Raw genomic sequence first — 26,828 nt, forward strand, 5'->3', positions numbered from 1 at the left:
CGATCAGGAGAAAGTCATGCTGGCAGCAACGGGACAGAACAGACAGAGCAGGTGAGCGAGGTACGTGCATGAGCACAACAACGACCCGTGTAGAGGAGTCGCGCAGGCGCGCGCTCTCGGGCGGCAAGCGCCTTGTGGCCCTGGTGGGCCGCGTGCGAGAGCTGGGTTTGATCGTCGTGCTGCTGGCGATCATTGCTCTGGTCGGTCTACAGACGCCGCGCTTCCTGACGCCGGGCAATTTCGAGCAGATCCTGCTCTCGATCGCCATTTTGGCCATTGTGGCAGTCGGCGAGACAATGGTGATCCTGACGCGCAATGTAGACCTCTCGGTTGGCTCGACCGTTGGCATGACCGCTTTTGTCTGCGCCGACGTCCTGAAGAACCATCCACAGACGCCGGTGATTCTGATTGTCTTGCTCGGCTGCGCTCTGGGGGCCGTGCTGGGGGCGGTCAATGGCCTGATTGTGGCCCTGGGAAGGGTGCCAGCCATCGTGGCGACACTGGGAACGCTCTATCTGTATCGCGGCCTGGACTCGTATATCGCGGGCGGAACGCAGGTGAGCGCCTACGACGTACCGGATAGCTTCCTCTCCCTGGCAACCACCCATATTCTGGGAGTTCCGGCTCTGATTGTCTTTGCGGCAGCCATCGCCCTGATCTTTGCCTATCTGTTGCGGGCGACCCGCACCGGTCGCGAGCTGTATGCTCTGGGCAGCAATCCTGAAGCGGCACGCCTGGCTGGCTTGCGCGCTGAACGCCTGATCTTCCTGACCTTTCTGCTCTGTGGCCTCTTGAGCGGCTTCGCTGGGGTGCTCTGGGGCGCACGCTTTGCGACAGTCGATTCAGGGGCGGCAACGGGCCTGGAACTGCAGGTGATCGCCGCGGTCGTTGTGGGTGGAGTGAATATCTTCGGCGGCTCCGGGACCATCCTGGGGGCGATGCTGGGCGCGATCGTGCTCGGGACCATTGATAATGCCCTGACCTTGCTGAAGCTGTCGCAGTTCTGGCTGCAGGCGATCGATGGCGCCGCTATTCTGGCAGCGGTGACGCTGGATGCCCTGATTACGCGCTGGCTCCAGCGCCGCCTGCGCAGTGGGAGGCAACGATGAGTGATTCGTCCGAAGTCAAGCGGCCTGCGCTCGGCCTCGATACTTCTGCTTCCCCGGCTGCTGGTCTGGAAAGCGGGCCAGGAGCAAGGGCGGCAGCCTCCGGACATGGCTCTGCTCGCCTCGCTCGCTTGCCGGCCTGGATGCGTTCCTGGGAAGCGTTGCTGCTGGTGCTGCTTCTGCTCTCTCTGGCGCTGGGAAGCGCGCTCTCGCCCTATTTCCTGAGCTGGTCCAACTTCTCGCTGCTGATCAGCGATATGATGGAAAAGGCTCTGATGGCCTTGACTATGACCCTGATCGTGATCGCCGGCGAGATCGATCTCTCGGTGGCCTCGATTCTGGGGCTGGCAAGTGTGGTTCTTGGCTACACCTGGAGCCACGGTCTGCCGCTGGGGCTGGCCATTGCTCTGGTTCTGCTGATCGGCGCTCTCTGTGGTCTCCTCAATGGTCTGGCAGTGACCCGCCTCGGCCTGCCATCGCTGGTCGTGACCCTGGGCACGCTGGCCCTCTTCCGCGGTCTGGCCTATGTGGTCATGGGGGATCAGGCAGTCAGCAACTTCCCCTCGGTCTTCACGAATTTTGGCTTCGGCACAGTGCCGGGGACGCTCATCCCCTGGCCCTTCGTGCTCTTCCTGGCTTTGGCGCTGATCTTCTCCTTGCTCTTGCATCGCAGTACGCTGGGCCGGCAGATCTATGCCGTCGGCAGCAATAAGGAGGCGGCTCGCTTCGCCGGCATCCGCGTTGACGATATCAAGCTACTGCTCTTTGTCCTCTCGGGCCTGGTGGCGGCCCTGGCCGGTGTGGTCTTCACGGCACGCTTCTCCAATGCTCGTGCCGATAATGCCCTCGGCTTCGAGTTAGACGTGGTGACAATTGTTTTGCTGGGTGGAGTCAACATCTTTGGCGGCAGCGGCAGCCTGCCCGGTGTGGTGCTCTCTCTCTTGATTATTGGAGTGCTGCGCAACGCGCTGGGCCTGGCGGATGTCAGCGGCGATATCCAGAATATTGCCGTAGGCGCTCTGCTCATTCTTTCAGTCCTGGGCCCGAATGTGGTTCGGCGTTTACAGGAGGCGGCGTCGCGCAGACACGCGGCTGACCAGGGGCCTGCTGGCGGGCTGGCCCACAGCGCGCGGTCTGCGCCTCAAGGGGCAGAGGCGTCTGCCCGCGAGCGAAGCGGGCGCCACTAGCAGCAGACCGCTGGCTGGCCTGGCTGGCTGGCCTGGCCTGGTTCCGACTGGAGCCTTGCTCGTACGGCCTGATGCCTCGCCTCGCGATAGATATGCTGGCTGGTTGTCATGACCACTACCACACCAGGACGCTCCGCTTGTGGGAGCGTTGGAAGGAAGGAAGGAGGAGGAAAACAGTGAAGACGCTGTTGCGCACGCTGCTTAGCGCTCTGTTTGTGGCAATGCTGCTGGTGCTGGCTGCCTGCGGTGGCAGCAGCAGTAGCGGGAGTGGCAGCTCGGGCGGAGGCTCCTCTTCGCTCAATATTGCCTTTCTCCCCAAGGCGATCAACAATCCCTATTTCGATACCGCGGCCAACGGCGCTAAGCAGGCTGCCTCGGAACTGAAGGGCCAGTTCAAGCAGGTTGGACCGACGGAGAATAGTGCGGCGGCGCAGGTGCCGTTCATCAACACGCTGATGGAACAGCATGTGAGCGCGATCGTGGTCTCAGCCAACGATCCCAACGCCCTGGCGCCGGCTCTCAAGCGGGCGATGCAGCAGGGAATTAAAGTGGTCAGCTACGACTCGGACGTCGCTCCCGATGCGCGCCAGATCTTCGTGAACCAGGCCAATTCCGAGGATATCGGACGCATCGAGGTGCAGATCCTGGGCAAGCTGATTAACTACAGCGGCGATATCGCTATCCTCTCGGCGGCAAGCACGGCCACCAACCAGAATACCTGGATTGGGTACATGAAGGACGAGCTGACCAGGCCCCAGTACAAGAATATGCATCTGGTCAAGATTGCATACGGTAATGATGATGACCAGAAGAGTTTCCAGGAGACCCTGGGGCTGCTGCAGGCTTATCCCAACCTCAAGGGCATCATCTCGCCCACCACGGTGGGCCTGGCCGCGGCGGCGCGCGCCATCGAGTCGGTGGGCAAGGGCGGCAAGGTCATGCTGACCGGCCTGGGCACGCCGAATCTGATGCGCAAGTATGTCAAGGATGGAACCTGCCCGGAGTTCGCTCTCTGGAACCCCGCTGATCTGGGCTACCTGGCCTACTATGCGGCTGCCGCTCTGGTGGAAGGCAAGATCACAGGAAAGCCTGGCGAGAGCTTCAGCGCCGGTAAGCTCGGCACGAAGACGATCGGTTCCAATAATGTGGTCCTGCTTGGCCCGCCAACGGTCTTTAATAAGGACAATATCGATCAGTTCAATTTCTAGGGAGGCTAGCAGCGTCGTGGCCTGGGCCTGAAGCCGAGGCTGCCACGGCCCGGCTGCGGCGCTCTTCCTGGCGTCCCGGCCAGGGCTGGCCGGCGAACCTGCTTCCCGCGGACGCCGCCGTTCGCCGCGCCAGCTCTGACCCTCGCCTTGGGTGACCACCTCGCTATCCTTTCATCAATTTGCTTTCTTGTTTGTTGACTGCTCTGCCATCCATCTGTCCATGGCTGCTGTAAGGCGAAGTGAAGGAGGTTCGCTTGAAGCAAGAACAGGATCAGTCAGGCGAAGAGAAGGCGCGTCCGACCAGCGAGAAACTGACCTCGGCGGAGCGGCGCGCCCTGCTAGAGGCTATCAAACGCTTTACGATCGAGACGCCTTCCTGGGGCTACGGCGATTCGGGGACGCGCTTTAAGGTTTTTCATTGGCCCGGGGCGGCTCGCAATCTGCGCGAGAAGCTGGCCGATGCCGCCCTGGTTCATCGGCTGACGGGGGTCTGCCCACGGGTAGCCATTCATATTCCCTGGGATAAGGAAGATGACTGGACCGCGGTCAAAGCCTATGCCGCTGAGCTGGGCCTGAGCATCGGGGCCGTCAATCCCAATCTCTTCCAGGATGAGGAGTATCGCTTCGGCAGCCTCTGCCACCCCGCGCCAGCCGTGCGCCGCCGGGCCGTGCAGCATGTGCTGGAGTGTATCGAGATCGCGCGCGCGGTCGGCTCGGATACGATCAGTCTCTGGCTGGCCGATGGCACCAACTATCCGGGCCAGGACGATCTGCGGGCCCGTAAGCATCGCCTGGAGGAGACCCTGGCCGAAATTTATGCCGCCCTGGCGCCTGGAATGCGCCTTTTGATCGAGTATAAGTTTTTTGAGCCGGCCTTTTATCATACCGACCTGGCCGATTGGGGAATGGCCTACACGCTCGCGCGTAAGCTGGGGCCGCAGGCGCGCGTGCTGGTAGATACGGGGCATCATCCCCAGGGGACCAATCTGGCCCATGTGGTGGCTTTTCTGCTCGATGAGGGAGTGCTCGGCGGCTTCCATTTCAACGATCGGCGCTATGCCGACGATGATCTGATCGTTGGCTCCCAGCATCCTTTTGAGCTGTTTCTGGTCTTCAATGAGCTGGTGGCGACGGCCAGCCAGCCTAAGGCGCCGCGCATCGACTACATGATTGATCAGTCTCACAACATTGAGCCGAAGATCGAGGCCATGATTCAGTCGGTGCTCCATATTCAGAGCGCCTACGCCCGTGCTTTGCTGGTCGATCGCCAGCGCCTGGCGGAGGCCCAGGCGGCGGGCGACGTCCTCGGTGCCTACCGGGTGCTGCGCGATGCCTTTGAAACCGATGTTCGCCCTCTGCTGGCGCAGGCCCGCGAAGAGATGGGCCTCGATCCCGATCCGATTGCAGCCTTCCGTCGCAGCGGCTACGCCGACGAGGTCGCCCGGACTCGCCCGGCCAGCAAGAGCGGAGCAAGCGGCTATCCGGGCGCCTGAAGTGCGCCAGCCGCTCTCATATCTATCCTGCTTTGGCTCTGGAAAGGGGAGACGACGCTATGCCGCGCAATTTCTGGCGCGATGAGGAAATTCAGGGACAAGAGGCGGACGAGGTAGCGCTCCTGCTCTACCGCTCCCATCTGTTGGGCCGCGATCGGAGCCTGGCCAATTGGGGAGGTGGCAATACCTCAGTCAAGCTCACTCAGCCAGATTTCCGCGGGCGGCCCACGCGCTTCATGTGGGTCAAGGGCAGTGGCTCTGACCTGGCAACCATGACAATGGCAGACTTTGTGCCGCTGCGCCTGGACGATGTGCTACCGCTGGAGGAGCGCGAGAGCCTCAGCGATGAGGAAATGGTTGCCTATCTGCTCCATTGTGTGGCCGAGCCGGGGCGCCCACGGCCCTCGATCGAGACTTTGCTGCATGCCTTCCTGCCCTTTGCCCACGTTGACCATACCCACCCTGACGCCATTTTGGCCTTTGCCAACGCCCAGAATGGGCGCCGCCTGGCTGAGGAGGTCTTTGGGCAGCGCCTGGCCTGGATTCCCTATATCCGTCCTGGCTTCACCCTCGCCAAGCAGGTTGCCCAGGCCGTGCGCAGCAATCCCGCTGTCGAGCTGGTCATTCTCGAAAAGCACGGCCTTGTAACCTGGGGCGAGACCGCCCGGGCCTGCTACGAGCAGACGCTGCGCATTGTCCAGGAAGCCGAGGATGCCGTCGCCGCCGAGCGGCAGCGCCGGGGGCGAACCTTCGTCCTGGTAGGCCAGCCAGCGCTCGGCGCCGGCGAGCGCGAGCAGTTGCTGACGAGCATCCTGCCTGGCCTGCGTGGTCAGCTTAGCCAGCCGCTGCGCATGGTGTTGACCGTTGACAGCAGCGAGGAGGCGCTGACCTTTGCCAGCGCGGCCGAGGCGCGCGAAGTCGCTCGACGCGGCTCCGCCTGTCCCGATCACCTGGTGCACACCCGGCACTGGCCGCTCTGGATTCCCTGGGAGCCGGCCCAGGGTCGTGAAGCGCTCAAGGCCGCCCTGAGCGAGGAAATCGCGGCCTTCCGTCGCAACTACCAGCGCTACTTTGAGGAATGCCATCATCCCGGGGATGTGCTGCAGCATGCCAATCCGCGCATCGTGGTTGTGCCCCACCTCGGGGTCATCGCCAGCGGACGCGACGCTCAGATGGCCGGCGTGGCCCGCGATCTCTATCAGCGGGCTATGGCCGTCATGCGTGCCTGCGAAAGCCTTGACCGCTTTACCCCGCTCTCTGAGAGGGAGGCCTACGACATCGAGTACTGGCCCCTGGAACTCTACAAACTGACGCGCCGTCCACCCGAAAAAGAGCTGGCCGGGCGCATTGCCCTGGTCACCGGCGGCGGTAGTGGTATCGGACGCGCCACGGCCCTGCGGCTAGCCGCCGAGGGGGCTCATGTAGCGATCCTTGATCTCAATTCCCAGAGCGCCCAGGAGACCGCCAGCGCCATTGAGCAGCAGTATGGTCAGGGACGTGCCATCGCCTGCCCCTGCGATGTCAGCGACGAGGAACAGGTGGCCGCCGCCTTCGCCGCCACCGTGCGCGCCTATGGTGGACTCGATATTGTCGTCAGCAACGCCGGCTTTGCTACTGCCGCCCCGCTGGTCGAGACACGCCTCCAGGACTGGCGCAGGGTTTTTGATGTTCTTGTCCAGGGCTACTTCCTGATAGCGCGCGCCGCCTTCCGCCTCTGGCAGGAGCAGGGCATCGGCGGCAGCTTAATCTTCATCACCTCCAAGAATGCCGTCGTGGCGGGCAAAGAAAACAGCGCCTACAGCGCCGCCAAGGCCGCCGAGCAACATCTCGCACGCTGCCTGGCCGAAGAGGGCGGCCCGCTCGGTGTGCGGGTCAATGTGGTCATGCCCGACGCTGTCCTACGTGGCTCGGCTATCTGGAGCAGCGCCTGGCGCGAGGAGCGGGCGCGCGCCTACGGCATCGCTCCCGAGCAGCTAGAGGACTACTATCGTCAACGCACCACCCTCAAGGTGAATGTCTTCCCGGAGGACATTGCTGAGGCCGTCCTCTTCTACGCCTCTGATCGCTCCTCCAAGACGACTGGCAGCGCCCTCACCGTCGATGGTGGCGTGCCAGCGGCCTATTTGCGCTAACATGGGCAGTCTGGCTGTTCGGTCCTGCACCAATCCAGCGCCGATAGAAGAGCGAGAGAGGGAGAGAAAGAGATGAGCGAGCGCTATCTCGCCGTAGTCGATCTGGGGGCGGAGAGCGGACGCGTCCACCTGGCGCGCTACAATGGTCAGCGTCTGACGCTCGAAGAGGTCCATCGCTTCGCCAATGGCCCGGTGGCCCTTCAGCACCATCTCTACTGGAACGTGCTCGCTCTCTGGCAAGAGATAATCAATGGCCTGCGTAAAGCGCATCGCCTGGCCGGCAACAGACTTGAGAGCATCGGAGTCGATACCTGGGGCGTCGACTACGCCCTGCTAGACGAACGCGGGCTGCTGCTCGGCTTGCCCGTCCACTACCGCGACCGCCGCACCGAGGGCCTTATCGAGGAGGTCTGTGCGCGCCTACCGCGGGAAGAGATCTATGCCCAAACCGGCATTCAATTCATGCCGATTAATACCCTCTACCAGCTCCTGGCCCAGCAACGGGAACAGCCCCGCTTGCTGGAAAGCGCGGCCCGCCTGCTGCTGATGCCTGACCTCTTCCATAGCTGGTTGTGCGGCGAGCGCGTCTGTGAGTATACCAATGCCACCACCACCCAATGCTGGTCGGTGCCTGGTGGAACCTGGGCCGAAGAGCTTCTGCGCAGGCTGGGCCTGCCAACCCACTTGCTGCCGCCGGTGGTTGCGCCGGGCACTCCTCTCGGTAAGCTGCAGGGAGAACCAGGCGACGAGCTGGGACGAGACATACTGGTCATTGCTCCAGCGACCCACGATACTGGCTCTGCTGTGGCCGGCATCCCCATGCCCGCCATTCCTGACGACCGAGCCTATATCAGCTCCGGCACCTGGTCCCTGGTGGGTCTCGAACTGGCCCAGCCGCAAATTGCCCAGGGCAGCGCCAGCAACTTCACCAACGAAGGCGGCGTCTTTGGCACGGTCCGCTTCCTGCGCAACGTCATGGGCCTCTGGCTTCTACAGGAATGCCGGCGAAGCTGGCAAGCAGACGGACAGACGTTCACCTATGAGCAGCTCATAGCCCTGGCCGAAAAGGCCCCAGCCTGGAGCACGCTCTTTGACCCCGACCATCCCAGCCTGCTCCCGCCGGGCGATATGCCGGAGCGCATTCGCGAGCAGCTCAGCGCCCACAACCAGGCCGTGCCTGCCGCTGAAGACGTGCCAGCCCTTGTCCGCGCCATTCTGGATAGCCTGGTCCTGCGCTATCGTCAGGTGCTGGAACAGGCTGCAACCATTACCGGCAAGACCCTCCGGACCATCCACGTCGTTGGCGGCGGCGCTCAGAATCGCTGGCTCAACCAGGCCCTGGCCGACGCCACCGGTTTGGCCGTCATCGCCGGTCCAGTCGAAGCCACCGCCCAGGGCAACGCCCTGCTCCAGCTCGTCGGCCTTGGCGAACTCCGCTCGCTCGAGGAAGTGCGCGCCCTGGCCGTCCGCTCCACTGTGACCCAGACCTTCCTTCCTGATCCAGAGCAGCGTAGCGCCTGGGAGGAAGCCTATGCCCGCTTCAACGCCCTTTTCCCCCTGGTTTCCCCTCTCCATTAGCGAGCGCGGTGCCAGATAAGGAGCCAGCCAACTCCTATCTGGCACCTGCGCCATCGCTGGCCACGCCAGCGACCTCGTCCCGAGCCTGAACAGGGAGCAGACAGGCCAACGTATCAGGCCGAAGCCCTGGCCTGTCCACCCTGCTCCTGCCCCTGCCCAAAGGCGTGGCGCAGCGCCTGACAGCACTCAGCAATTGCCTCCTGGGCCTGTGCCAGAGGGATAGGCGGCGTCAGGAAACCGTGGATCATACCCTCATAGCGATGGATGGTCACCGGAACCCCTGCCTCGCGCAGGCGCTCCCCATACAGCTCGCCCTCATCGCGCAGAGGATCGTACTCCGCCGTAATCACCAACGCCGGTGGCAGTCCGCCCAGGTCCTCGCGCAGCATCGGCGAGACCAGCGGGTTGCGGGCCTCCTCGGGACTATTCAAGTACTGGTTGGCGAACCAGAGCATGTCGTCAAGCGTCAAACTATAGCCCTGAGCGTTCTCGCGGCGCGATGGCGTATCGGCAGTAAAATCGGTCGCCGGATAGATCAGCAGTTGAAAGACCAGGGGAGGCCCCCCGCGCTCGCGCGCCAGGTGTGTCACCACCGCTGTCAGGTTGCCGCCAGCGCTGTCGCCACCGACAGCCAGGCGCTGCGGGTCTCCGTTCAGCTCCGCCGCGTGCTCGGCCACCCAGCGCGTGGCCGCGTAGCAGTCATCGACTGCCGCCGGAAACTTATGCTCGGGCGCCAGCCGATAGTCGACCGAGACTACCAGGCAACCAGCTCCATTGGCCAGACTGCGGCAGAGAGCGTCATGCGTATCCAGATTACAAATCACCCAGCCACCACCGTGGAAGAAAACAAGCACGGGGAAGGGACCAGCACCCGCGGGCGTATAGATGCGAACGGGAATCTCTCCGGCGGGACCAGGGATGCGCCGGTCCTCAACGCTAGCCACAGGCTCCTTCTCCTGGACCGTCGTGAGCTGAGCCGCGATCGCCTCGCGCGCTAGCTGGGGCGTCAGAGCGCTGATCGGCGGCACATTCATGGCCGCCAGCCCATCAAGATAGGCGCGCAAGCTCGGATCGAGAGGCATAGAGTCATCTCCTCCCTTTCTATTAAGGAGTCTATTGCTAACCTCCTGGCTGCCCCGGCCAGGACCCCGCCAACATCGGACAGAGAAAAGGCCCTCAGGCAAGAGCAGCAGTATCATCATAGCTCACAATTGAGGAACAAGACAAACACCGGCATCAGCAGGCCATCCTATTCGGACACGACAGTCTTGTAGAGCGCAGAGAGAGCAGCGTCTATGGAAACCAGGATTGGCGCCGTCCTGACGACTGGCAGAAAAAGCCGGGAGAGGAGGCCCGTGTGCGAAAGTAGTCCTGCCCTCAGGCCCCGAGTGTGGGGGAGGGCCAGACCTCTGGCGAGACGCCAGGTAGGCGGTCCCACTGGGGCGATTCCATCCCATCGAGCAGCGCCTGGGAGGATCAGGAGCAGCAAAAGATAGGACGCATGATGCTGTCCGAGAGGCCGTTTCCTCAGGCAGCACGCTGAATGTAACAGTATCACTGTGACATTGTAGCTGACTGCGCGTCTGAAGTTATCCACAAGTTATCCACTTGAGGAGGGCCAAATTGGTGGATAACACTCTTTTCGCCTCCCCCGGATTACTGTATAATGTAGTGGGGAGAAGTGGGGGAAAGTGGTGAATCCTGGTGCTGCGGTCGAAGCCTTCAGCAGGCCCTGCTAGCGGGAGGAAAGTAGCTCCTCGTTGAGGGATAGAGGGCGCCTATGTTTCTTGGCGAATACGAACATACGATTGACTCGAAGGGGCGCATGGCTGTGCCGGCGCGTTTTCGGGCGCAGATGGGGCGAGGAGCGGTGATCAGCAAGGGGATGGGGACCTGCCTGTCGGTTTATCCGATGCAGCGCTGGGAGGAGAAATCGGCGGAGCTGGTGGCGGGCAAGAACAGCGATGAACTGCGCGACTTCGAGCGTCGCATCTATCCCAGCGCCAGCGAAGTCGAGCTAGATGCTCAGGGACGGATCGTGATCCCTGCCAAGCTGCGGGCCTATGCCCAGCTTGGTTCGGAAGTTACCGTGGCCGGCGTGCGAGATCACTTTGAAATTTGGGATCGCGCCATCTGGCGAGCCTATCAGGAGAAGCTGGAAGCCGAGGGGGGAAAAATTCCTTTTTAGTTGCGTGTGCCTGGTGGGGGGTAGCCTGTGGTCCTGGGTATGGCAGTTGCTGGCTGCTGGCTGCTGCGGCCCGTGCGCAAGCCAGGGAGCCTCTCCCTCCCTGTCGCAGCGCGCTCGGCAGCGCGTACCAAGCGGTGTAAGCGAGTGGAATATGGAATCAGGGCATATGCCGGTGCTGCTGGAAGAGGTGGTACGGTTTCTTCAGCCGCAAGCGGGCGGTCATTATATTGATGGGACATTAGGTGAAGGTGGCCATACAGAGGCGATTCTTGAGCGCTCGGCTCCCGATGGCAGAGTTCTGGGTATCGATCTCGACCCCGAGGCGCTGGACCGCGTAGCGCAGCGCCTCTCAAGGTATGTGAAAAGTGGACGCCTGCTTCTGGCGCAAGGCACCTTTGCCGACCTCGAACGCATCGCTGCAGCATACGCTTTCGGGCCGGTCCAGGGGATTCTCCTCGACCTGGGGTTCTCGTCTCTGCAGCTCTCAAACCCGCGGCGCGGCCTCTCTTTCACTGTGGAAGGACCCCTGGATATGCGGCTTGACCCGGCGCAGCCGCTCTCCGCTGCCGATCTTGTTAACCAGGCCGATGAGCAGGAACTGGCCGATATCTTTTACCGCTATGGCGAAGAGCGCTACGCTCGCCAGATTGCCCGGCGCATCGTGCGTGAACGTGAGCAGGCGCCGATTAGCAATACACGCCGGCTGGCTGATATTGTGACAGCGGCCATCGCTGCCGCGCGCCAAGGGCCCCCCCGCGATGGCATCCATCCAGCGACGCGCGTCTTTATGGCTCTGCGTATTGCCGTCAACCGCGAGCTGGAGAATCTGGAGCGAGCCTTGCCGCAGATGCTTACTCTGCTCAGCCGTGGCACCCCGGAGGATGGCGGGCCGGCGGGCAGAATGGTTGTGATCGCCTTTCATTCGTTGGAAGATCGCATTGTGAAGGAGTTCATGAAGCGCGAGGCTACGGACTGCCTTTGTCCCCCGCGGACACCGGTCTGCGTCTGTGGCCATCGTGCGCGCCTGCGCCTGCTCACTCCTAAGCCGGTGCGACCAACGCCCGAGGAGGTCAGCGCTAACCCACGCTCGCGCAGTGCTCGCCTGCGCGCTGCCGAACGCCTGGCAGAGGCACAGGCTTGATGGCCTGCCTCTCCAAAGAGCGGCAGGCTCCAGACCGCCCGACCTGATGCCTCCTGCCTTCCGAGGCCGACCTGAGCGTTTGGCTGGCGCGGCGACCTTCCTCATGTAGCAGACGAGTAGACAGGCAGGCCGGTCGGCGTGGGCAGACCGGACAGACGAGAGGCCGGCAGCACGCCGAGCCAAGAGAGCCAGGGCCGGCACGGGTAAAGCAGAGAAAAGAGAAAGAAGGCCCAGCAATGCATTACGCCAGTGGTGGACAAAAAAAAGCTCCCACGCGGCCAATTGTGGCTGCGCGGCGCCGCCGTCAGCTGCACCCCTTCTTTTTCCAGATGGGACCGGTAGCGCTGACCATCAGCAGTGTCCTGCTGATCGCGCTGATGGCCCTGCTCTACCTGTCGCAGCTGAGCCAGGCGCTCAATGTGAATCAGCAGATCCAGGATTACCAGGCCAAGCAGGCGGTTCTGCAGCGGCAGAACCAGGACCTGGTCAATACGCTGGCCCAGGAGCAGTCGCCGGCTTATATTGCCGCTCATGCCCAGGCACAGGGGCTGGTACCCGCCGACCCCAAGGCCGTTGAGGTCCTGGAGGTGCCCGGTTTGCAATCCGTTCCCGGTCCACAATCGGGAGCTGCCCCCTGATCCAGGATCGCGGGTCGTCTCCGCTGGCGGCAGGACCGCGGACGCGCCAAGTAAATGGATGGAGATGGATGGCCCTTAAGCCGGCCCGAACGGAACGGCCCTTGTTTGGGAGTGGCTGGCCTCAGCCAGCCAGTCTGCCAGCCAATCAGGCGGCGCTCGAGCGATAAGCGGCCGGTACCTCCGCCAGGGACGGGCCACAGCCCGCGCCGCCGGGATAGCCAGCGCGATCGATGGATGAAGGAAGCGACGCATGAAGAAGCTGACGAGGACGAGGAGAAGCATACTGCCAGGGGGAGGAGGCTAGATGAGCACGGAGGTTCGCCGTGCACGCGCCCGGCAAATGTTCATCTTCTTGCTGGTCTGTGTTGGCATGCTGGCCCTGCTCGGACGACTCTACTACTGGCAGATCGTCGAGGCCTACAGCGGTCACAAGCTAGCCCTACTGGCCAGCCAGGAGCACATTCATGATCAGGTCCTGACGGCTTCACGCGGCCTGATCTACGATGCTAATGGCCTGGTGCTGGCTACCAATGTGGTGCGCGACGACGTCTATATCGAGCCGGTGCAGTTCTCCGAGAACCATCCCGATGATCTCCAGGAGGCTCTCACGCAAACCCTGACAGCTCTCCATAGCGTCCTGCCTGCGCTCTCCGTCGCCGAGACTCGTCACGCCTTTATGCTGGCCCTCAGCGCTAATCGCTGGTCGCTGCTCATCGCTCACGCGATTACTCCGCAGCAGAGTGAGCGCCTGCGTGAGCTGGCCCTGCCCGCGGTCTTCCTGGCCCCTCAGACCGAACGCATCTATCCCCAGGGCGATCTGGCCGCCCAGGTGCTCGGCTATGTGGGCTACGTCAGCGGCAGTTCGTCCCTGCAGGGCGTCTATGGCATCGAGGCCCAGTATAATAGCTTGCTGGCCGGCAGGCCAGGCAGCCTGACCGCCGAGCGCGACCTCTATGGCAACCCTCTGGTGGTCGGCGCCAGCTCCGAGGAGCCGCCTGTCCCAGGCGCCAATCTGACGCTGACCATCGACAGTACAATTCAATACTTTGTACAGACTCAGTTGGCCGCTACGGTCAAGCAGCTCGGCGCTCAGGGCGGCACCGTCGTGGTGCTCGATGCCCGCACCGGGGCCGTGGTGGCTATGGCTGGCTACCCAAACTATGACCCGAATCAGTACGGACGCTACGCCAACCAAACTGGCTGCCTCCATAGCGAGGAGGTCTATCTCAATCCAGCCCTCTACTGCGCCTATGAACCTGGCTCAACCTTGAAGGCCGTGACGATGGCGGCGGCCCTCGATCAGGGCCTGATTACGCCCAATACGACCATCTATGACCGCGGCTATCTGACCTTCAACGATGGGACGCCAATGGTTACCAATTGGCAAAACCAGGCCTGGGGACGTGAGACGATGACCGAGGTGCTGGTGCACTCGGCCAATGTCGGGGCCGCCTATGTGGCCCACGACTTGCTCGGCCCGTCTCGCTATTATCCCTATCTGGCTCGCTTCGGCTTCGGTCAGCGCACCGGTATCGATAGCCCCGAGGCCACAGGCTTCTATCGCCACCCCGGCTCGCCAGGCTGGACACCTAGCGATCTGGCCCGCCAGGCTTTTGGTCAGAGCATTCTGGCGACACCGCTTCAGGTGGCTCTGGCTTACCAGGCCATCGCCAACGATGGCGTGATGATGCGCCCGTACCTGGTCTCCTCGATCGATGCCAATGGCCATGTGACGAAGATCCAACCCCAGGTCGTCCGCCGCGTGATTAGTAGTAAGGCGGCCCACGAGTTGACCGCCATGTTGGAGGTGGCGGCCATCGATGGCTCCGCCCAGCGCGCCCTCGTCCCGGGCTATACGGTTGCCGCTAAAACTGGCACCGCTACCACTCAGGGGATCTCGGAGGACCAGACCGAGGCTTCGGTCGCCGGCTTCTTGCCCGCCTCTCATCCCCGCTTTGTGATTCTGGTGAAGCTCGATCGCCCACAGGCCAGTATCTACGGCGGGACCGCCGCCGCTCCTCTGTGGAAGGCTATCGCTGAGGAGCTGATGTGGTACTACCATGTCCCGCCCGATCAGTCTCAGTGATTTCTTTCTGGTACTATAAAAGGTGCGAAATGGAATTACAGGATCAGAAGCAGGAACAAAACAAAGAACTTGACCTGCAGACACAGGTGCAGCGGCTAGAGGAGCTTGAGCTGAGTGAGACCTGGCGGCAGTTGTTGGGCCTGGCCAGCCAAACCGAGCAGGGAGAAGAGAGGCAGGGCGAGGTACCAACTCCGGCGGAGCCAGTGGTAATCGAGCCGCTTCCCAACGATCCCTGGAGCGAGCTGGTGCAGACCCGGGGCACGGAAGTGATCGATCTGCAGCGCCTGCATGCCAGTCATGAGCCGTTGAGCGAACAGGACGTCGAGCAGGCTCTGCAGGCCATTCAGGAGCAGCCCGCTCACTCGGCCCAGCATCAGACTACTCAGGCCGGCGACCAGCCAGCGGAAGGAGAGAGCTGAGTAGCTCAGAAAGCTGAGCGGACTGATCTCCCCGCTCGTCTGACCTTCGCCTGCCCTCTCCCGTCTCCTGCCCGGCTGGCGAGCGGCGCCCGGGCGAGAGTGGGACCGGCCAGAGACGACGGCGCAGATCATACCGTACCGCGCTACTCGCCAGTGCCGCTGTTGTTGTTACTATATAAAAATAAAATATAGAGTGTTAAAATGCCTGATGAGCGTCAGCGAAAAGCCCGACAAGGGAGGCCGGGCGGTCAGGAGGGGAGGCGTGAGGCCCTGCCTCATCTGCGCTCGCCGGCGCTGGAGGCTCTGGCCCGGGAGGGAGGGGCCGAGCAGCGTCAGAGCCAGCACGGCAAGAAGGGAGGGCTGATGGGCCGTCCTTCGCGCAAGCCGGTCTCCAGCCAGGCTTATCTGGCTGCCGAAGAACAGCTGAAAGTGCCGCCGCTGGCGCGCAAGAAGCTGCCGGCGCGAGCTGTCAGGCTGCTCGATGGCGTACGGGAGCGGGTCGACCAGCAGTCGCCGGCGCGCCCTCAGCGTAGTGGTCTGACTGCTGGCTGGCGTCGAAGGCTGCTGGCTGAGGACGAAAGCCTGAGCGCGCCCTCGGCGCCGGCAACCATGAGTGAGGAGGAGGAGCAGCGCCGGCTGGAGGAGCTGGAAATGCGCCTGCCGCGCGTCGCCGGCAAGATCGATCACTGGCTGCTCATCATCGTACTGGCCCTGCTCTGCTTCGGCCTGGTCATGGTCTACAGTGCCAGCTCCTTCATTTCGGCCAGCCTCTATGGCGATGCCTCCTATATCTTTCAGCGTGAGCTGCTGTGGGCCGTGCTAGGGGTGATCGCCATGCTGGTCACCATGCATATTGACTATCGAGTCTGGCGCCGCTTCTCGCTGGTCGGCATGCTGGTGGCTCTGGCCCTGTTGGTGCTGGTCTTGCGCTTTGGAACGAGCGCCTACGGAGCCACGCGCTGGCTGACGTTCGGCTCCTTCTTCTCCTTCCAGCCCAGTGAGCTGGTCAAGCTGGTGCTGGCGCTCTACATTGCAGACTGGCTGGCGCGCAAGGGGAATCAGGTCAGGACCTTCCTCTATGGCCTGGCGCCGTTCGTGATCCTTGTAGGGGTCGTGCTCGGGCTGGTCCTGCTAGAGAGAGATATGGGGACGGCGGTGATTATTGCTGTGGCCGCCACGGCCATGTTTTTCGCCGCCGGCGCCAATATCGCCCAGTTTTTGCTGGCTGTGGCCTGCGGCGGCCTGGTCTTTCTGACTCAAGCCTTCAAGGGCTATCGCTATTTTCGCCTGCTTGGCTTTCTGGATCCCTTCCGCGACGTGACCGGGATAAACTTGCAGCTCTATCAGTCGTTGCTCGCCCTCGGTTCCGGCGGATGGTTCGGCCTTGGCCTGGGGGCAAGTCGCCAGAAAACCGGCTATCTGCCGCTGCCTTATATCGATTCGATTTTTGCCATTATTGGCGAAGAATTGGGCTTTATCGGCTGTGCCACAGTAATGCTACTCTTTCTGTGGCTGGCCTTCCGTGGCTTCCGCCTGGCGCGGCGCACGCCGGACCTCTATGGCTCCCTGCTGGCAACGGGGATCACCACCTGGCTGGTGGTGCAGGCCATGATCAATATTGGCTCGAGCACGGCCTCGATCCCCTACACCGGGGTGCCGCTGCCGTTCATCAGCTTCGGTGGCTCTTCGCTGGTGGTCTCAATGGCAGCGGTCGGCGTTCTACTCAACATCTCGCGCTATGTCCAGGAGCCGGAAGACCCGCTCTTCTCCCGGCGCACTCTGGAGCTGCGCCTGAAGCGAAGTCGGCAGAGACAGGGGCTTGCTGCCCGTGATCGCTAGCCGCCAGGTCGCTGGCCAGGTGACTACCCTCTCGCCTGAGCTGATGCACCTGGGGATGCGGGTGCCTCGCCAGACAGTCCCGGCCTTTTCCCCGCTGGCGAGGGCCGTTGCTTGTGAAGGATCAACAGAGATCATGCTCTTTTTGCTGATGAGAGAAAAAGCGAGTATACTCCTCGCGTGACCGTTAAGAAACGACCCCGCCGGTGGAGGAACCGCTCGCTCGTGCGCCTGGACCCTGGTCGCAAGTGGGATGGGCAACCAGGTCGGCCTGTGGCAGAGGGGCGACGGGAGGCTTCTCCGGCGAGAACCTTTTGCGCTTGTGGTAGGCAGTGTATGAGGATACTGGTATCAGGCGGCGGCACCGGCGGCCATATTTATCCTGCGCTGGCGGTGGCGACGCAGCTACAACGGACTTTTCAGGCAGAGATCCTGTATCTGGGGAGCGACGACGGGCTGGAGGCCGAGCTGGCCCCGGCCGCCGGCCTGCCCTTCGTGACGATCAAGGCCGGCAAGCTGGCGCGCTATGTTTCCTGGCGCACGGTGACTGGCCTGGCGCGTGTGCCCGTAGGTATCGTCCAGGCCATCGGCGTGGTACGTCGCTTTCGCCCGCAGGTGGTCTTTACCAGCGGCGGCTACGTGGCTGTGCCGGCTGGCCTGGCCGCCTGGCTACATCGTATCCCTTTGCTGATGCATCAGCAGGACGTACCAGCCAACCTCTCAAATCGCTTATTGGCGCCGCTGGCGACCTGTATTTCGTTGGCCTTTGAAGACTCGCGGGTCTATTTTCCGGCTCGCAAGACCCTGCACGTGGGCAATCCCGTGCGCCAGGCCATCTTAGACGTCCGCAAGGTGGCGGTCGAGCAGGCCCGTCAGCAGTTGGGCCTGGACCCGCTTTGCCCGCTGGTACTGGTAACCGGTGGTAGCCAGGGGGCACGCCACCTGAATCAGGTGACCTGCCGGGCTTTGCCCGCCCTTCTGGAGCGCTGCCAGGTCCTGCATATCAGTGGCAAGAAGCTCTTTCAGGAGACCGAGGCTCTGGCCCGGCGCTCGCTGGTCACCCTTGCCGAGGATCTGCGCGGGCGCTACCATCTGGTACCCTATCTGGATCAGGAGATGGCCCTCGCCCTGCAGGCGGCAGATGTGATTGTCTGCCGCGCCGGGGCGGCTACTCTCAGCGAACTGGCGGTCTTGGGGAAGCCGAGCATTTTGGTCCCGTTGCCTCCGGCGATCGGCTCCTCGCCGCAGGAGGCCAATGCGGCCATGTTCGGACGACGTCGGGCGGCGCTCGTGGTGCGCAACGATGATCTCACGCCACAGGTGCTGACCGGCCATGTGGAGACCCTGCTGGGCAACCCGGCCTATCGTGAGGCTATGGTACAGGCGGTCAGCTCCCTGGCTCGACCAAATGCAACCGAGGCCATCGCCGAGGCGGTGGCCCGCCTGGCCGGCGTGGCTCCCGCCCGCGAGCAGCAGGCCAGTCTCTGCTAAGTGAAAGGCAGAAGGAGAAGCCTGGGGCGGCCAGAGGGCCTGCCTGCCTCTCGACAAACAGACAGACGGACAGGCTGACTGGCGCCCCCTTTCCTGTGACACTTCTTGACAAGCTAGCGTCTAAAGAGACAGGCTGCGATGGAGAGAGCAGAGAGAACACGAAAAATGAGCACCGAGATCGAGGCAACCGCCGCGGGGAGGCAGGATGATTTACAGGCCCTGCTGAGCAGACGTCTGCATTTCATGGGCATCGGTGGCCAGGGCATTTCAGCGGTAGCGCGTCTGGCCCAGGCCAGCGGAGCGACGGTCAGCGGCTGCGATCGCGCCCCCTCGGCAACGACGCGCGAGCTGGCTGCCGCGGGCATCGAAGTCACTATTGGCCACAGTGCCCGGCATCTGCAAGGGCAGGAGGCCCTCATCATCACGCCCGCTGTGCCCTCCCTGCAGCCCGATCACGAAGAGCTGGTCGCTGCCCAGCGGCAGGGCCTGCCCGTCCTGACCTGGCAAGAGCTGCTGGGCGCTCTCACGCGCGACTACTGCCTGCTCTCGGTGTGTGGCGTCCACGGCAAGGGGACCACCACCTCGCTGCTGGCTCTGATGCTTGTCGAGGGGGGACTTGATCCCACCTGTGTCATCGGCGCGGTGGTCCCAGCCTTCGCAGCCAACTATCGCCTGGGTAAAAGCCTCTTTTTTGTTAACGAGGCCGACGAGTTTAACCATAATTTCTGGCACTACCATCCGCGCCTGGCCGTCGTCACCTCAATCGAATACGAGCATCCCGAATTCTTCCCTGACTATGAGGCCTTCCTGCAAGCCTTCAGGCACTTCATCCAGGGAATGGACCTGAGCGAGCGCTGGCCCCTGGCTCCCACCCTGGTCATGAATGCCGATAGCCCCGGCTGCCTGGAACTGCGGGCCCGCCTGGGCGCCTGGCCAGGTCGCACCGTTTTCTATACCGTAGCTGCAGAAGCGATACGAGAAAAGACTGAGCAGCTAACGTCTATTACATTTAAAGGAGAAAGCCCCCCACTTTTCGCGGCCCACGATCTGAGGCTGGAAGGAGAGACCAGCTTTCGTGTGCGCTTATATGCCGGAGAAAGCCAGGGCGAGGCCAGTCGGGTGCGTCCTCTCTTTGGTGGAGAGAAGGTCACCTTACAGGTACCTGGTCTGCATAATGTGCAGAACGCCCTGGGGGCCATTGCGGCAGCTCAGAGCCTCGGCGTCTCTGAGGAGGCTATCAGGCAAGCTCTGGCCAACTTTCGCGGCACCAGGCGCCGCTTCGAGATACGCCATCAGGGGCCACTGCCGCTGGCCGGACGAACGCGCGATGTCATCCTGATCGATGACTACGCCCATCATCCGACGGCCATCGCGGCAACCCTGACCGCGGCGCGCCAGCGCTATCCGCAGCGGCGTCTCATCGCTGTCTATCAGCCCCATATGTATAGCCGGACAAAAGCCTTCTTTGAGCAGTTTGTGGGTGCCTTTGATGAGGCTGATGTTGTCATCATCAGCGACATCTTCCCGGCGCGTGAGCGCGATACGGGCCTGGTGCATGCCCGCGAGCTGGTCCAGGCCCTGGCTCAGCGCCCGCGCTTTAAGACGGAAGGACGTCAGGCTCTCTACGGAGGCGATTGCCCGCAAACGGAGGCCACGCTGAGGACCCTCTTGCGGGATGGTGACCTTGCACTCATTATGGGAGCCGGCGACATCTATACCGTCACAGAACACCTGCTAGGAGAAGGTGGCCAGAGTCAGCACCAGGGATAAGAGCCTGGCGTAGATAGGCTCAGAAGACAGAGTGGGACAGGCTGGCGCAGGGTGGGACACAGGAGAAGAGCGCGAGGCACAGCCCTGAAGAGCAATACCGATGAGGTCACCCTCCTGGCAAATTCATTCAAAACCTGGCAAAAGAATGGAGAATGGGAGCGACGATGACTTTTGATGCGGAGAGCGTGTACGCCACGCTCCTGCCACGCTTCGGCAGGCGGTTGCGCTTGCATGAGCCGCTGGCACGCCACTGCACCTTCGGAGTTGGCGGCCCGGCAGACCTCTGGCTCTCGCTGGAGACGCGCGACGAGCTGCAGTGGCTCGTGCGCTGCTGTCTGGCCGAGGGCTGGCCGCTGCTGGTGGTCGGCAACGGCACGAACGTTCTCTTTGGAGATGCAGGCGTGCGCGGCATTGTGGCGCGCGTTGCCCTGAGCGATTACCGCCTGGTGGAGCAAGAGGACGGCTCAGCCCTGCTCTACGCCGAGGCCGGCATCAGTTGGCCGAAGCTGCTCAACGAGCTGGCGGCCCAGGGTTGGGGAGGACTGGAGTTTGGTCCTGGCATTCCGGGGACGCTCGGCGGAGGAGTTGTCAGCAACGCCGGGGCCCATCAGCGGGACCTGGCCCAGGTGCTTGAGTGGGTGGAGGTGCTTGATGTGCGCCCCGCCCTCGCCCTGGGGAACGGCAGAGGTGCCGCCGAGGCCGAGGGCCAGTCTCTGCAAGGGGAGGAGGCTGCTGCGCCCCTGGTGCGACGCTACGAGCGCGCTGAACTGGAGCTGGGCTATCGTCATAGTCGCTTCCGGGCGGGGCGCCAGGTAACCTTCGATGAGCGCGGCTATCCACAACCAGCTCCACGCACGCTCATCGAACCGGCGGAAATCGTTCTGCTGCTGGCCATTCGCCTGCGGCGCGACGATCCGCGCAAGCTGCGCGCCCTCATCGAGGAGTACAGGCAGCATCGTAAGCGGACCCAGCCGCCGCAGCCCAGCGCCGGCTCGGTCTTCAAAAACCCCCCAGGCGATTACGCCGGGCGGCTCATCGAGCAGGCCGGGGCCAAAGGACTCTGTCATGGGCGCGCCTGTATCTCCGAACGGCATGCCAACTTTATCGTCAACCTGGGAGGTGCGCGCGCCGCCGACATCGCGGCCCTGATCAGGGAGGCGCGCACCCGTGTACGAGAGCGGTTCGGCGTGGAGCTGGAGCTGGAGGTCGAACTGCGCGGCGAGTGGGAGATAGCATGACCGAGCATAGAGGAGAGATACGAGAGCAAATAGCCTTTTGGGAAGCCAGGCGCGCTGAGCCGGCGAAGGGCGGAGGGGGGCAGCCGCGGCAGCGAGTGGTGACGACTCCTCAAAGGATCGTCCACCCCACGGGCTGGACGGTGCTGGCGGAGCGGCGCGCGCGTCAGCGGCGCATGCGCCAGCGCCAGGAAGGTTCCCCTCTCGTAGCGCGCGCTCTCGCCCAGACAGCCGTGCGGGCCTCAAATGGGGAAAGGTGGGCGCCACGCTCACCGGCAGCCAGGCCCCGAGCCGGAAGCGGGCCTTCGGCCCCCATTCCCCGCAGGGGGAGCCGTCTGCAGGCTCGCCAGCGCCAGCGCTGGCGCAAGCTCCTAGCGGCTTTGCTCGGGCTGCTGCTTGTGCCTGCTGGGCTGCTCTTCGCCTTGCTGGGTCCCGCCTTTCGCATCCAGCAGATCACGGTGATTGGCACCCAGAATCGGGCCCTCATCACTCAGATCCAGCAGCTTGGCGTGCAAGGGCAGAACCTTTTCCTGATCGATACGGCGGCCCTGAGCAGGCGAGTTGCAGCCCTGCCGCTGGTGGCAGCGGCCAGCGTCGAGCGCGACTGGCCCGACCGGCTGCAGGTCATCGTGAGCGAGCGGCAGCCGGTCCTGCTCTGGCAGACCAGCCAGGGCAGCTATAGTGTGGACCGCAGCGGTATGGTCCTGGCAGCCGCCAGCAGCACGCCCCAGGCCAGTCAACTCCAGACGGTGATTGATGCACGCGGGCCAAAGGTCACCGCCACCATTCGACCAGGCATGCACCTGGGGGCTGCAGAAGTCGCCTTTGCTGTAGAGGTCTTTAAAGAGGTACCCGTATTGACGGGGATTAGCAATTTTACACTACGCTATGAGAGTAAAATATATGTAAGCAATGCCGGCCCTTCCGCAAAGCAGCCGCAGACGGTGAGCCACACCACCTTTGTTATCGTCAGCCCCGCCGGCTGGGTGGCCTACCTTGGAGGGCCGGATGATGTCAACCCGCTGGCCAACCGGTTGCGCGAGTTGCAGCAGATCCTCGTCATGGCGCAGCAGAAGGGGCTTCACCTGGCAACGATCGACCTGCGCTTTGGCCTGAATGTGGCCTACACCCTGAGGTCATAGACAGGCGGCAGGGAGGGAGCAGGCCGGGGCGGGCAAAGGGCAGGCCCGGCCTCACCGCGTAGGCGCCCCTGATCCTGTTGGAGCAGGATCACATAAGAAAACGGTAAGGTCTGTAGTGCGTCTCTGATGGACACGCAATGCGCAGAGGGAAGCATGTGCCAGTGAGGGAGAAGCGGCGCGTTAGCCCCGAGAGCGGCGATAAAGGGGAGGCGAGAGGGGTGGCACAGAAGCACGGCGAGAGAGAAAGCCAGTCAATCAGCCAGCCAAAACAGCCTGGGAGCGAGAGAGGAAGTGCGCGGGCAAGAAAGAGAGCGCAGGTGCGTGTCCCTAGCTAGCAAGGCCGCCCGATGAGGAGCTAGATCGTGCAAGAGCGGGTGATCGTCGGAATCGACGTCGGAACAACAAAGGTCTGTGTTCTCGTTGGCGAACTTGATCGCGACGGGAAGCTGAACATTGTTGGCGTTGGCACCTGCCCTTCACAGGGCTTGCGGCGTGGGGTGGTGGTCAACATCGAGGAGACAGTTACTTCCATCGCCGCAGCAATCGACCGTGCCGAGCGCCTCTCCGGCAAGCACATCACCACGGCCTACGTGGGCATTGCCGGCAGCCATATCGAATCGGAGAACAGCAAAGGCTTTGTTGCCATTACTCCGAGCCATCGCGATATCGTTCAGAATGATATTTGCCGGGCGATTGAAGTGGCGCGGGCGATTGCCATTCCGGCCAATCGCGAGATCATTCACGTCATTCCGCGCGGTTATGTCGTTGATGGGCAGGAAGGCATCAAGAATCCCATCGGCATGTCTGGCTTCCGCCTGGAGGTAGAGACGCATATCGTCACAGGTTCCGTCTCTTCGATCCACAATTTGATCAAATGTGTTCAGAAGGCGCATGTGGAGATTGAGGATCTGGTGCTTGAGCCGTTGGCCTCGGGGGAAGCGGTGCTAGCCGATGGCGAAACCGATCTGGGGGTGGTGCTCGTGGATGTGGGCGGTGGCACCACCGATATCGCGATCTACACCGACGGCGCCATCTGGCACACCGTCGTCCTGCCTATCGGTGGCAACCTGATTACGAGCGATATCGCGATCGGCCTGCGCCTGCCTTTCGCGGTTGCCGAGGAGCTGAAGGTGACCTACGGGCATTGCGATCCTTCAGCTATCGACGACGACGATATGATCGATCTCGCCCAGTTCATGCCAGACTGTAACGATCTGGTGCCGCGCAAGCTGCTGGCGGAGATCATCCAGGCGCGTGTTGAAGAACTCTTCGAGATGGTGCATGATGAGATTAAGAAGTCGGGCTACGATGGGCTGCTACCCGCTGGCCTGGTGCTGACGGGTGGCACTGCCGAGCTTCCGGGTATCCTGGAGCTGGCCGGGCAGATCCTTGATCTGCCGGCACGCATCGGCGTCCCTCTTGGCCTGCATGGCCTGGCCGACTCGATCTGTCGCCCAGCCTATGCGACCGCCGTCGGCCTGCTGCTCTGGGGCCTGACTCATTCGTCGCTGACCTACGACGATGAGGAGGGGCAGCAGGCTGGGCGGAGCAATATGCTGTCGCGCATCGGGCGCTGGCTACGTTCGTTTATTCCGTAAGTCTTTGGGAGCCTGTGAAAGGAGACAAGACCCGGACCGCGCATCCTCGCGGGCTGCCCACTGCCCGCCGGCCGGTCGCTTCTGGTCGCCTGGCCCGAAGGCGAGGGCGAGGGCGGAGGGTGCAGGTGGATGGAGGCAAGGGCGAAGGAAGGAAAGCAGGAAAGAAGGAGGGAGTGCGCGGTGAGCGGCGCGAGAGAACTTGTGACAGGCTCGAAAGGGGGCCACGAATATATGGGACCAATGGGACAACATCAGGTTGAAGGCTTCGCCCAGATCCGCGTGATCGGGGTGGGTGGCGGCGGCAGCAACGCGGTCAACCGCATGATTCAGGCCAATATGGTGGGCATCGAGTTCATCGCTGTCAATACCGATGCTCAGGCCCTGCTGTTGACACAAGCCCCGAAGCATATCCGTATCGGCGACAAGCTGACCCGTGGCCTCGGTGCGGGAGGGAATCCTAGCGTGGGGGCCAAGGCAGCCGAGGAGAGTGCCGAGGAGCTGTATGAGGCGCTGAAAGGCTCCGACATGGTCTTTATCACCGCCGGTATGGGCGGCGGGACCGGCACCGGGGCCAGCCCCATCGTGGCGCAGATCGCTCGCGAGGTTGGGGCGCTTACGGTAGGGGTTGTCACCCGCCCCTTTAGCTTCGAGGGCAAGAAGCGTCAACAGACGGCTGAGGAGGGCATTGCTAACCTGAAGCAGCACGTGGATACGCTGATTACGGTCCCCAACGACCGCCTGCTGCAGATTGCGGATAAGCGCACGCCGCTCTCAGAGGCGTTTCGCCTGGCCGATGACGTGCTGCGCCAGGGCATTCAGGGGATCAGCGATTTGATCACTGTGCCCGGACTGATCAATCTGGATTTTGCCGATGTGAAGACGATTATGTCCGCTGCCGGCTCGGCCCTGATGGCGATCGGCGAGGCGAGCGGCGAGACGCGCGCTATCGACGCCGCTCAGATGGCTATTGCCAGCCCGCTGCTCGACATCGATATCAGTGGCGCGCGCGGGGTGCTCTTCAACATTACCGGCGGCACCGACCTGACGCTTTTCGAGGTCCAGGAGGCTGCCGATGTGATCAGTCGCGCGGCCCACCCCGAGGCCAATATTATCTTCGGCGCGGTGCAGGATCCGGCTTACGATGGGCGGATCAAGATTACTGTGATCGCCACCGGCTTTGATGCGGTGCGCGGCCAGTCCTCGACCGGCACGGGCCGGCTGGAATATAACCGTAGCATTTTCTACCAGCCGGCGGGCCTGGGGAGCAATGGGGTCTCGGGAGGAGGCTCCCCTTTGCGCCAGCCGGCGCCGGCGGCCCCGCACAGCTCGTCTCAGGGCTATACGGGTTACACGCCGCTGCCGGCCACACCACCCCTCAATATCGCCAATGCCCCGACCGGCCCCGGTCCCCTGGCAGGAGAGCATGCGCGCACCCAGCGCGGTCGCGAGCTGGCCGCCGAGCTGCGCGGCGATGCTTACGGCGAGGGTTTCGAGGGCGAGGATGAGGAGCTGGAAACGCCCGCTCATGGGCGCCTGCCGGTCCCCGAGCCGGAGGCCCGCCCGCTGCAGCGCCCTGAGCAGCGTCCGCAGCGCCAGATTCGACGCCTCGATCCGAAGATCTCCGATCTGCCGCGCGGCAACCGCGGACCAGCGAGCGATGTGATCGATATACCTGCGTTCCTGCGGAAACGCTGACCCTCGCCTGCCTGCAAGCGCTCGTCGGGACTCACCCCGCCGAGCGGTGGCGGCGGCGGTGGGACAATGCTAACAGGCTGGCAGAAGCTACCAACACCAACCAACTACCAGAGCGAGGGGAGCAGCGCACCAACGCTGCTCCCGCCTCCTTTTGGGGGATCCAGGGCAGAACGATCTTTTCGGGAATAACTCTTTTATATCTTCTTGTTGAATCTCATCTGAGATCCTCCTGGCAACCTGTGACCCTCTCCCGCTGCCTCCTTCGCTGCTTCTATTGACTGAGAAAGCAAAGCCCCTCTGTCTGGAGAAAGATGGACTTGGACCTGCCAGCCTCTGCTGCTTCAATGGCGATAGGCAGTTGTTTGTGTTCAAAGGACGCCAGCACAGCGTGGAGCTGTTTGCGGCTGGCCGGGTTGCGCTTTAAGTGACGTCCCTCCCACGACTGTCATCGAGAGTTTTTTACTATATAATAAATCGCTGATAGGATCCTATACAAGGAAAAGAAATTACCAGCCAGAGTCGCTTCCCACAGTATAATTGATACGCTAATGGTTGACAGAACTGCTAATGTCTAACACAATATATAAGAAGGTGATCTCTGTCTCTAGATTGAAGCAACAGAGAGTGAGATGGAGATCAGAGAGCCAGTCAATAGGACCTGCCTGCTCATGCGGAGTCTGGTGTACCTGGCAGGCGGGGAAAGACCCCGTTCTGCCAGGTGGAAAGGACGCCACTAGTTAAAGCGGGAGACTGGGCGGGAAAAAGCGTGTGGGCGAGGGATCTCATTGCGGGCGAAAGGGGCCACTTCCTGGGGACGGGCTGGGATGAGGGACGGCGGAAGGATAGTGGAAGCATAGCATCGTGACTCAGTCCACCGGCAAGCAG

Annotated in this window: 18 protein-coding genes and 1 pseudogene; 18 read left to right on the forward strand and 1 reads right to left on the reverse strand. The window is 62.7% G+C overall.

What is annotated here, in order from left to right; translation table 11 throughout:
* Positions 1 to 68 precede the first annotated feature (68 nt).
* The 6 genes from ACFMO7_RS20940 (at position 69) to ACFMO7_RS20965 (ending at position 8,704) form a co-directional block, all read left to right on the forward strand.
* A complete protein-coding gene (locus ACFMO7_RS20940; protein WP_376797427.1) occupies positions 69 to 1,109 on the forward strand; it encodes an ABC transporter permease in 1,041 nt (346 codons plus the stop codon).
* 140 nt (positions 1,110 to 1,249) lie between these two features.
* Positions 1,250 to 2,293: an ABC transporter permease gene (locus ACFMO7_RS20945; RefSeq protein WP_376797495.1), complete on the forward strand. Its 1,044-nt coding sequence runs from the start codon at positions 1,250 to 1,252 to the stop codon at positions 2,291 to 2,293.
* A gap of 221 nt (positions 2,294 to 2,514) precedes the next feature.
* Positions 2,515 to 3,501, forward strand: coding sequence for a rhamnose ABC transporter substrate-binding protein (gene rhaS, locus ACFMO7_RS20950; RefSeq protein WP_376797496.1), 987 nt, complete (start codon positions 2,515 to 2,517; stop codon positions 3,499 to 3,501).
* 311 nt (positions 3,502 to 3,812) lie between these two features.
* The gene (gene rhaI / locus ACFMO7_RS20955; RefSeq protein ID WP_376797497.1) at positions 3,813 to 4,994 is read left to right on the forward strand and encodes an L-rhamnose isomerase; all 1,182 of its coding nucleotides are present in this window, start codon (positions 3,813 to 3,815) and stop codon (positions 4,992 to 4,994) included.
* Between the two features lie 59 nt (positions 4,995 to 5,053).
* A complete protein-coding gene (locus ACFMO7_RS20960) occupies positions 5,054 to 7,126 on the forward strand; it encodes a bifunctional aldolase/short-chain dehydrogenase (RefSeq protein WP_376797428.1) in 2,073 nt (690 codons plus the stop codon).
* A gap of 72 nt (positions 7,127 to 7,198) precedes the next feature.
* Positions 7,199 to 8,704 (forward strand): rhamnulokinase family protein, encoded by a 1,506-nt coding sequence (locus ACFMO7_RS20965; protein ID WP_376797429.1) that lies wholly within the window; start codon positions 7,199 to 7,201, stop codon positions 8,702 to 8,704.
* 113 nt (positions 8,705 to 8,817) lie between these two features.
* Here the strand turns inward: ACFMO7_RS20965 and ACFMO7_RS20970 are convergent, their stop codons facing one another.
* A complete protein-coding gene (locus ACFMO7_RS20970) occupies positions 8,818 to 9,786 on the reverse strand; it encodes an alpha/beta hydrolase (RefSeq protein ID WP_376797430.1) in 969 nt (322 codons plus the stop codon).
* A 698-nt stretch (positions 9,787 to 10,484) separates the two neighbouring features.
* Between ACFMO7_RS20970 and mraZ the strand changes: the two genes are divergently transcribed.
* From mraZ to ftsZ, 12 genes and pseudogenes are all read left to right on the forward strand, one after another.
* The gene (gene mraZ / locus ACFMO7_RS20975; protein ID WP_376797431.1) at positions 10,485 to 10,892 is read left to right on the forward strand and encodes a division/cell wall cluster transcriptional repressor MraZ; all 408 of its coding nucleotides are present in this window, start codon (positions 10,485 to 10,487) and stop codon (positions 10,890 to 10,892) included.
* Between the two features lie 166 nt (positions 10,893 to 11,058).
* Complete coding sequence (gene rsmH / locus ACFMO7_RS20980; RefSeq protein ID WP_376797432.1) at positions 11,059 to 12,033, forward strand: 16S rRNA (cytosine(1402)-N(4))-methyltransferase RsmH; 975 nt, start codon at positions 11,059 to 11,061, stop codon at positions 12,031 to 12,033.
* A gap of 236 nt (positions 12,034 to 12,269) precedes the next feature.
* Positions 12,270 to 12,671: a hypothetical protein gene (locus ACFMO7_RS20985; protein WP_376797433.1), complete on the forward strand. Its 402-nt coding sequence runs from the start codon at positions 12,270 to 12,272 to the stop codon at positions 12,669 to 12,671.
* Between the two features lie 304 nt (positions 12,672 to 12,975).
* Entirely contained in the window at positions 12,976 to 14,757 is a 1,782-nt protein-coding gene (locus ACFMO7_RS20990) for a peptidoglycan D,D-transpeptidase FtsI family protein (RefSeq protein ID WP_376797434.1), read from the forward strand.
* A 29-nt stretch (positions 14,758 to 14,786) separates the two neighbouring features.
* The gene (locus tag ACFMO7_RS20995) at positions 14,787 to 15,176 is read left to right on the forward strand and encodes a hypothetical protein (RefSeq protein WP_376797435.1); all 390 of its coding nucleotides are present in this window, start codon (positions 14,787 to 14,789) and stop codon (positions 15,174 to 15,176) included.
* 201 nt (positions 15,177 to 15,377) lie between these two features.
* Positions 15,378 to 17,015 (forward strand): putative lipid II flippase FtsW, encoded by a 1,638-nt coding sequence (gene ftsW / locus ACFMO7_RS21000; protein WP_376797436.1) that lies wholly within the window; start codon positions 15,378 to 15,380, stop codon positions 17,013 to 17,015.
* 333 nt (positions 17,016 to 17,348) lie between these two features.
* Positions 17,349 to 18,503, forward strand: coding sequence for an undecaprenyldiphospho-muramoylpentapeptide beta-N-acetylglucosaminyltransferase (gene murG, locus ACFMO7_RS21005; protein ID WP_376797437.1), 1,155 nt, complete (start codon positions 17,349 to 17,351; stop codon positions 18,501 to 18,503).
* A 165-nt stretch (positions 18,504 to 18,668) separates the two neighbouring features.
* Positions 18,669 to 20,273, forward strand: a complete 1,605-nt coding sequence (murC, locus tag ACFMO7_RS21010) for a UDP-N-acetylmuramate--L-alanine ligase (protein ID WP_376797438.1) — start codon at positions 18,669 to 18,671, stop codon at positions 20,271 to 20,273.
* A gap of 164 nt (positions 20,274 to 20,437) precedes the next feature.
* Entirely contained in the window at positions 20,438 to 21,511 is a 1,074-nt protein-coding gene (locus ACFMO7_RS21015) for a UDP-N-acetylmuramate dehydrogenase (protein WP_376797439.1), read from the forward strand.
* Positions 21,508 to 22,650, forward strand: coding sequence for a cell division protein FtsQ/DivIB (locus tag ACFMO7_RS21020; RefSeq protein ID WP_376797440.1), 1,143 nt, complete (start codon positions 21,508 to 21,510; stop codon positions 22,648 to 22,650). The genes ACFMO7_RS21015 and ACFMO7_RS21020 overlap by 4 nt, the downstream gene beginning before the upstream one ends.
* A gap of 362 nt (positions 22,651 to 23,012) precedes the next feature.
* A complete protein-coding gene (ftsA, locus tag ACFMO7_RS21025) occupies positions 23,013 to 24,248 on the forward strand; it encodes a cell division protein FtsA (protein WP_376797441.1) in 1,236 nt (411 codons plus the stop codon).
* Between the two features lie 240 nt (positions 24,249 to 24,488).
* Positions 24,489 to 25,430, forward strand: a pseudogene (ftsZ, locus tag ACFMO7_RS21030) (cell division protein FtsZ); the annotation flags it as partial.
* Positions 25,431 to 26,828 lie beyond the last annotated feature (1,398 nt).

Origin of the sequence: Thermogemmatispora sp., from assembly GCF_042408735.1 — a bacterium.
In the GTDB taxonomy this organism is placed as follows: Bacteria; Chloroflexota; Ktedonobacteria; order Ktedonobacterales; family Ktedonobacteraceae; genus Thermogemmatispora.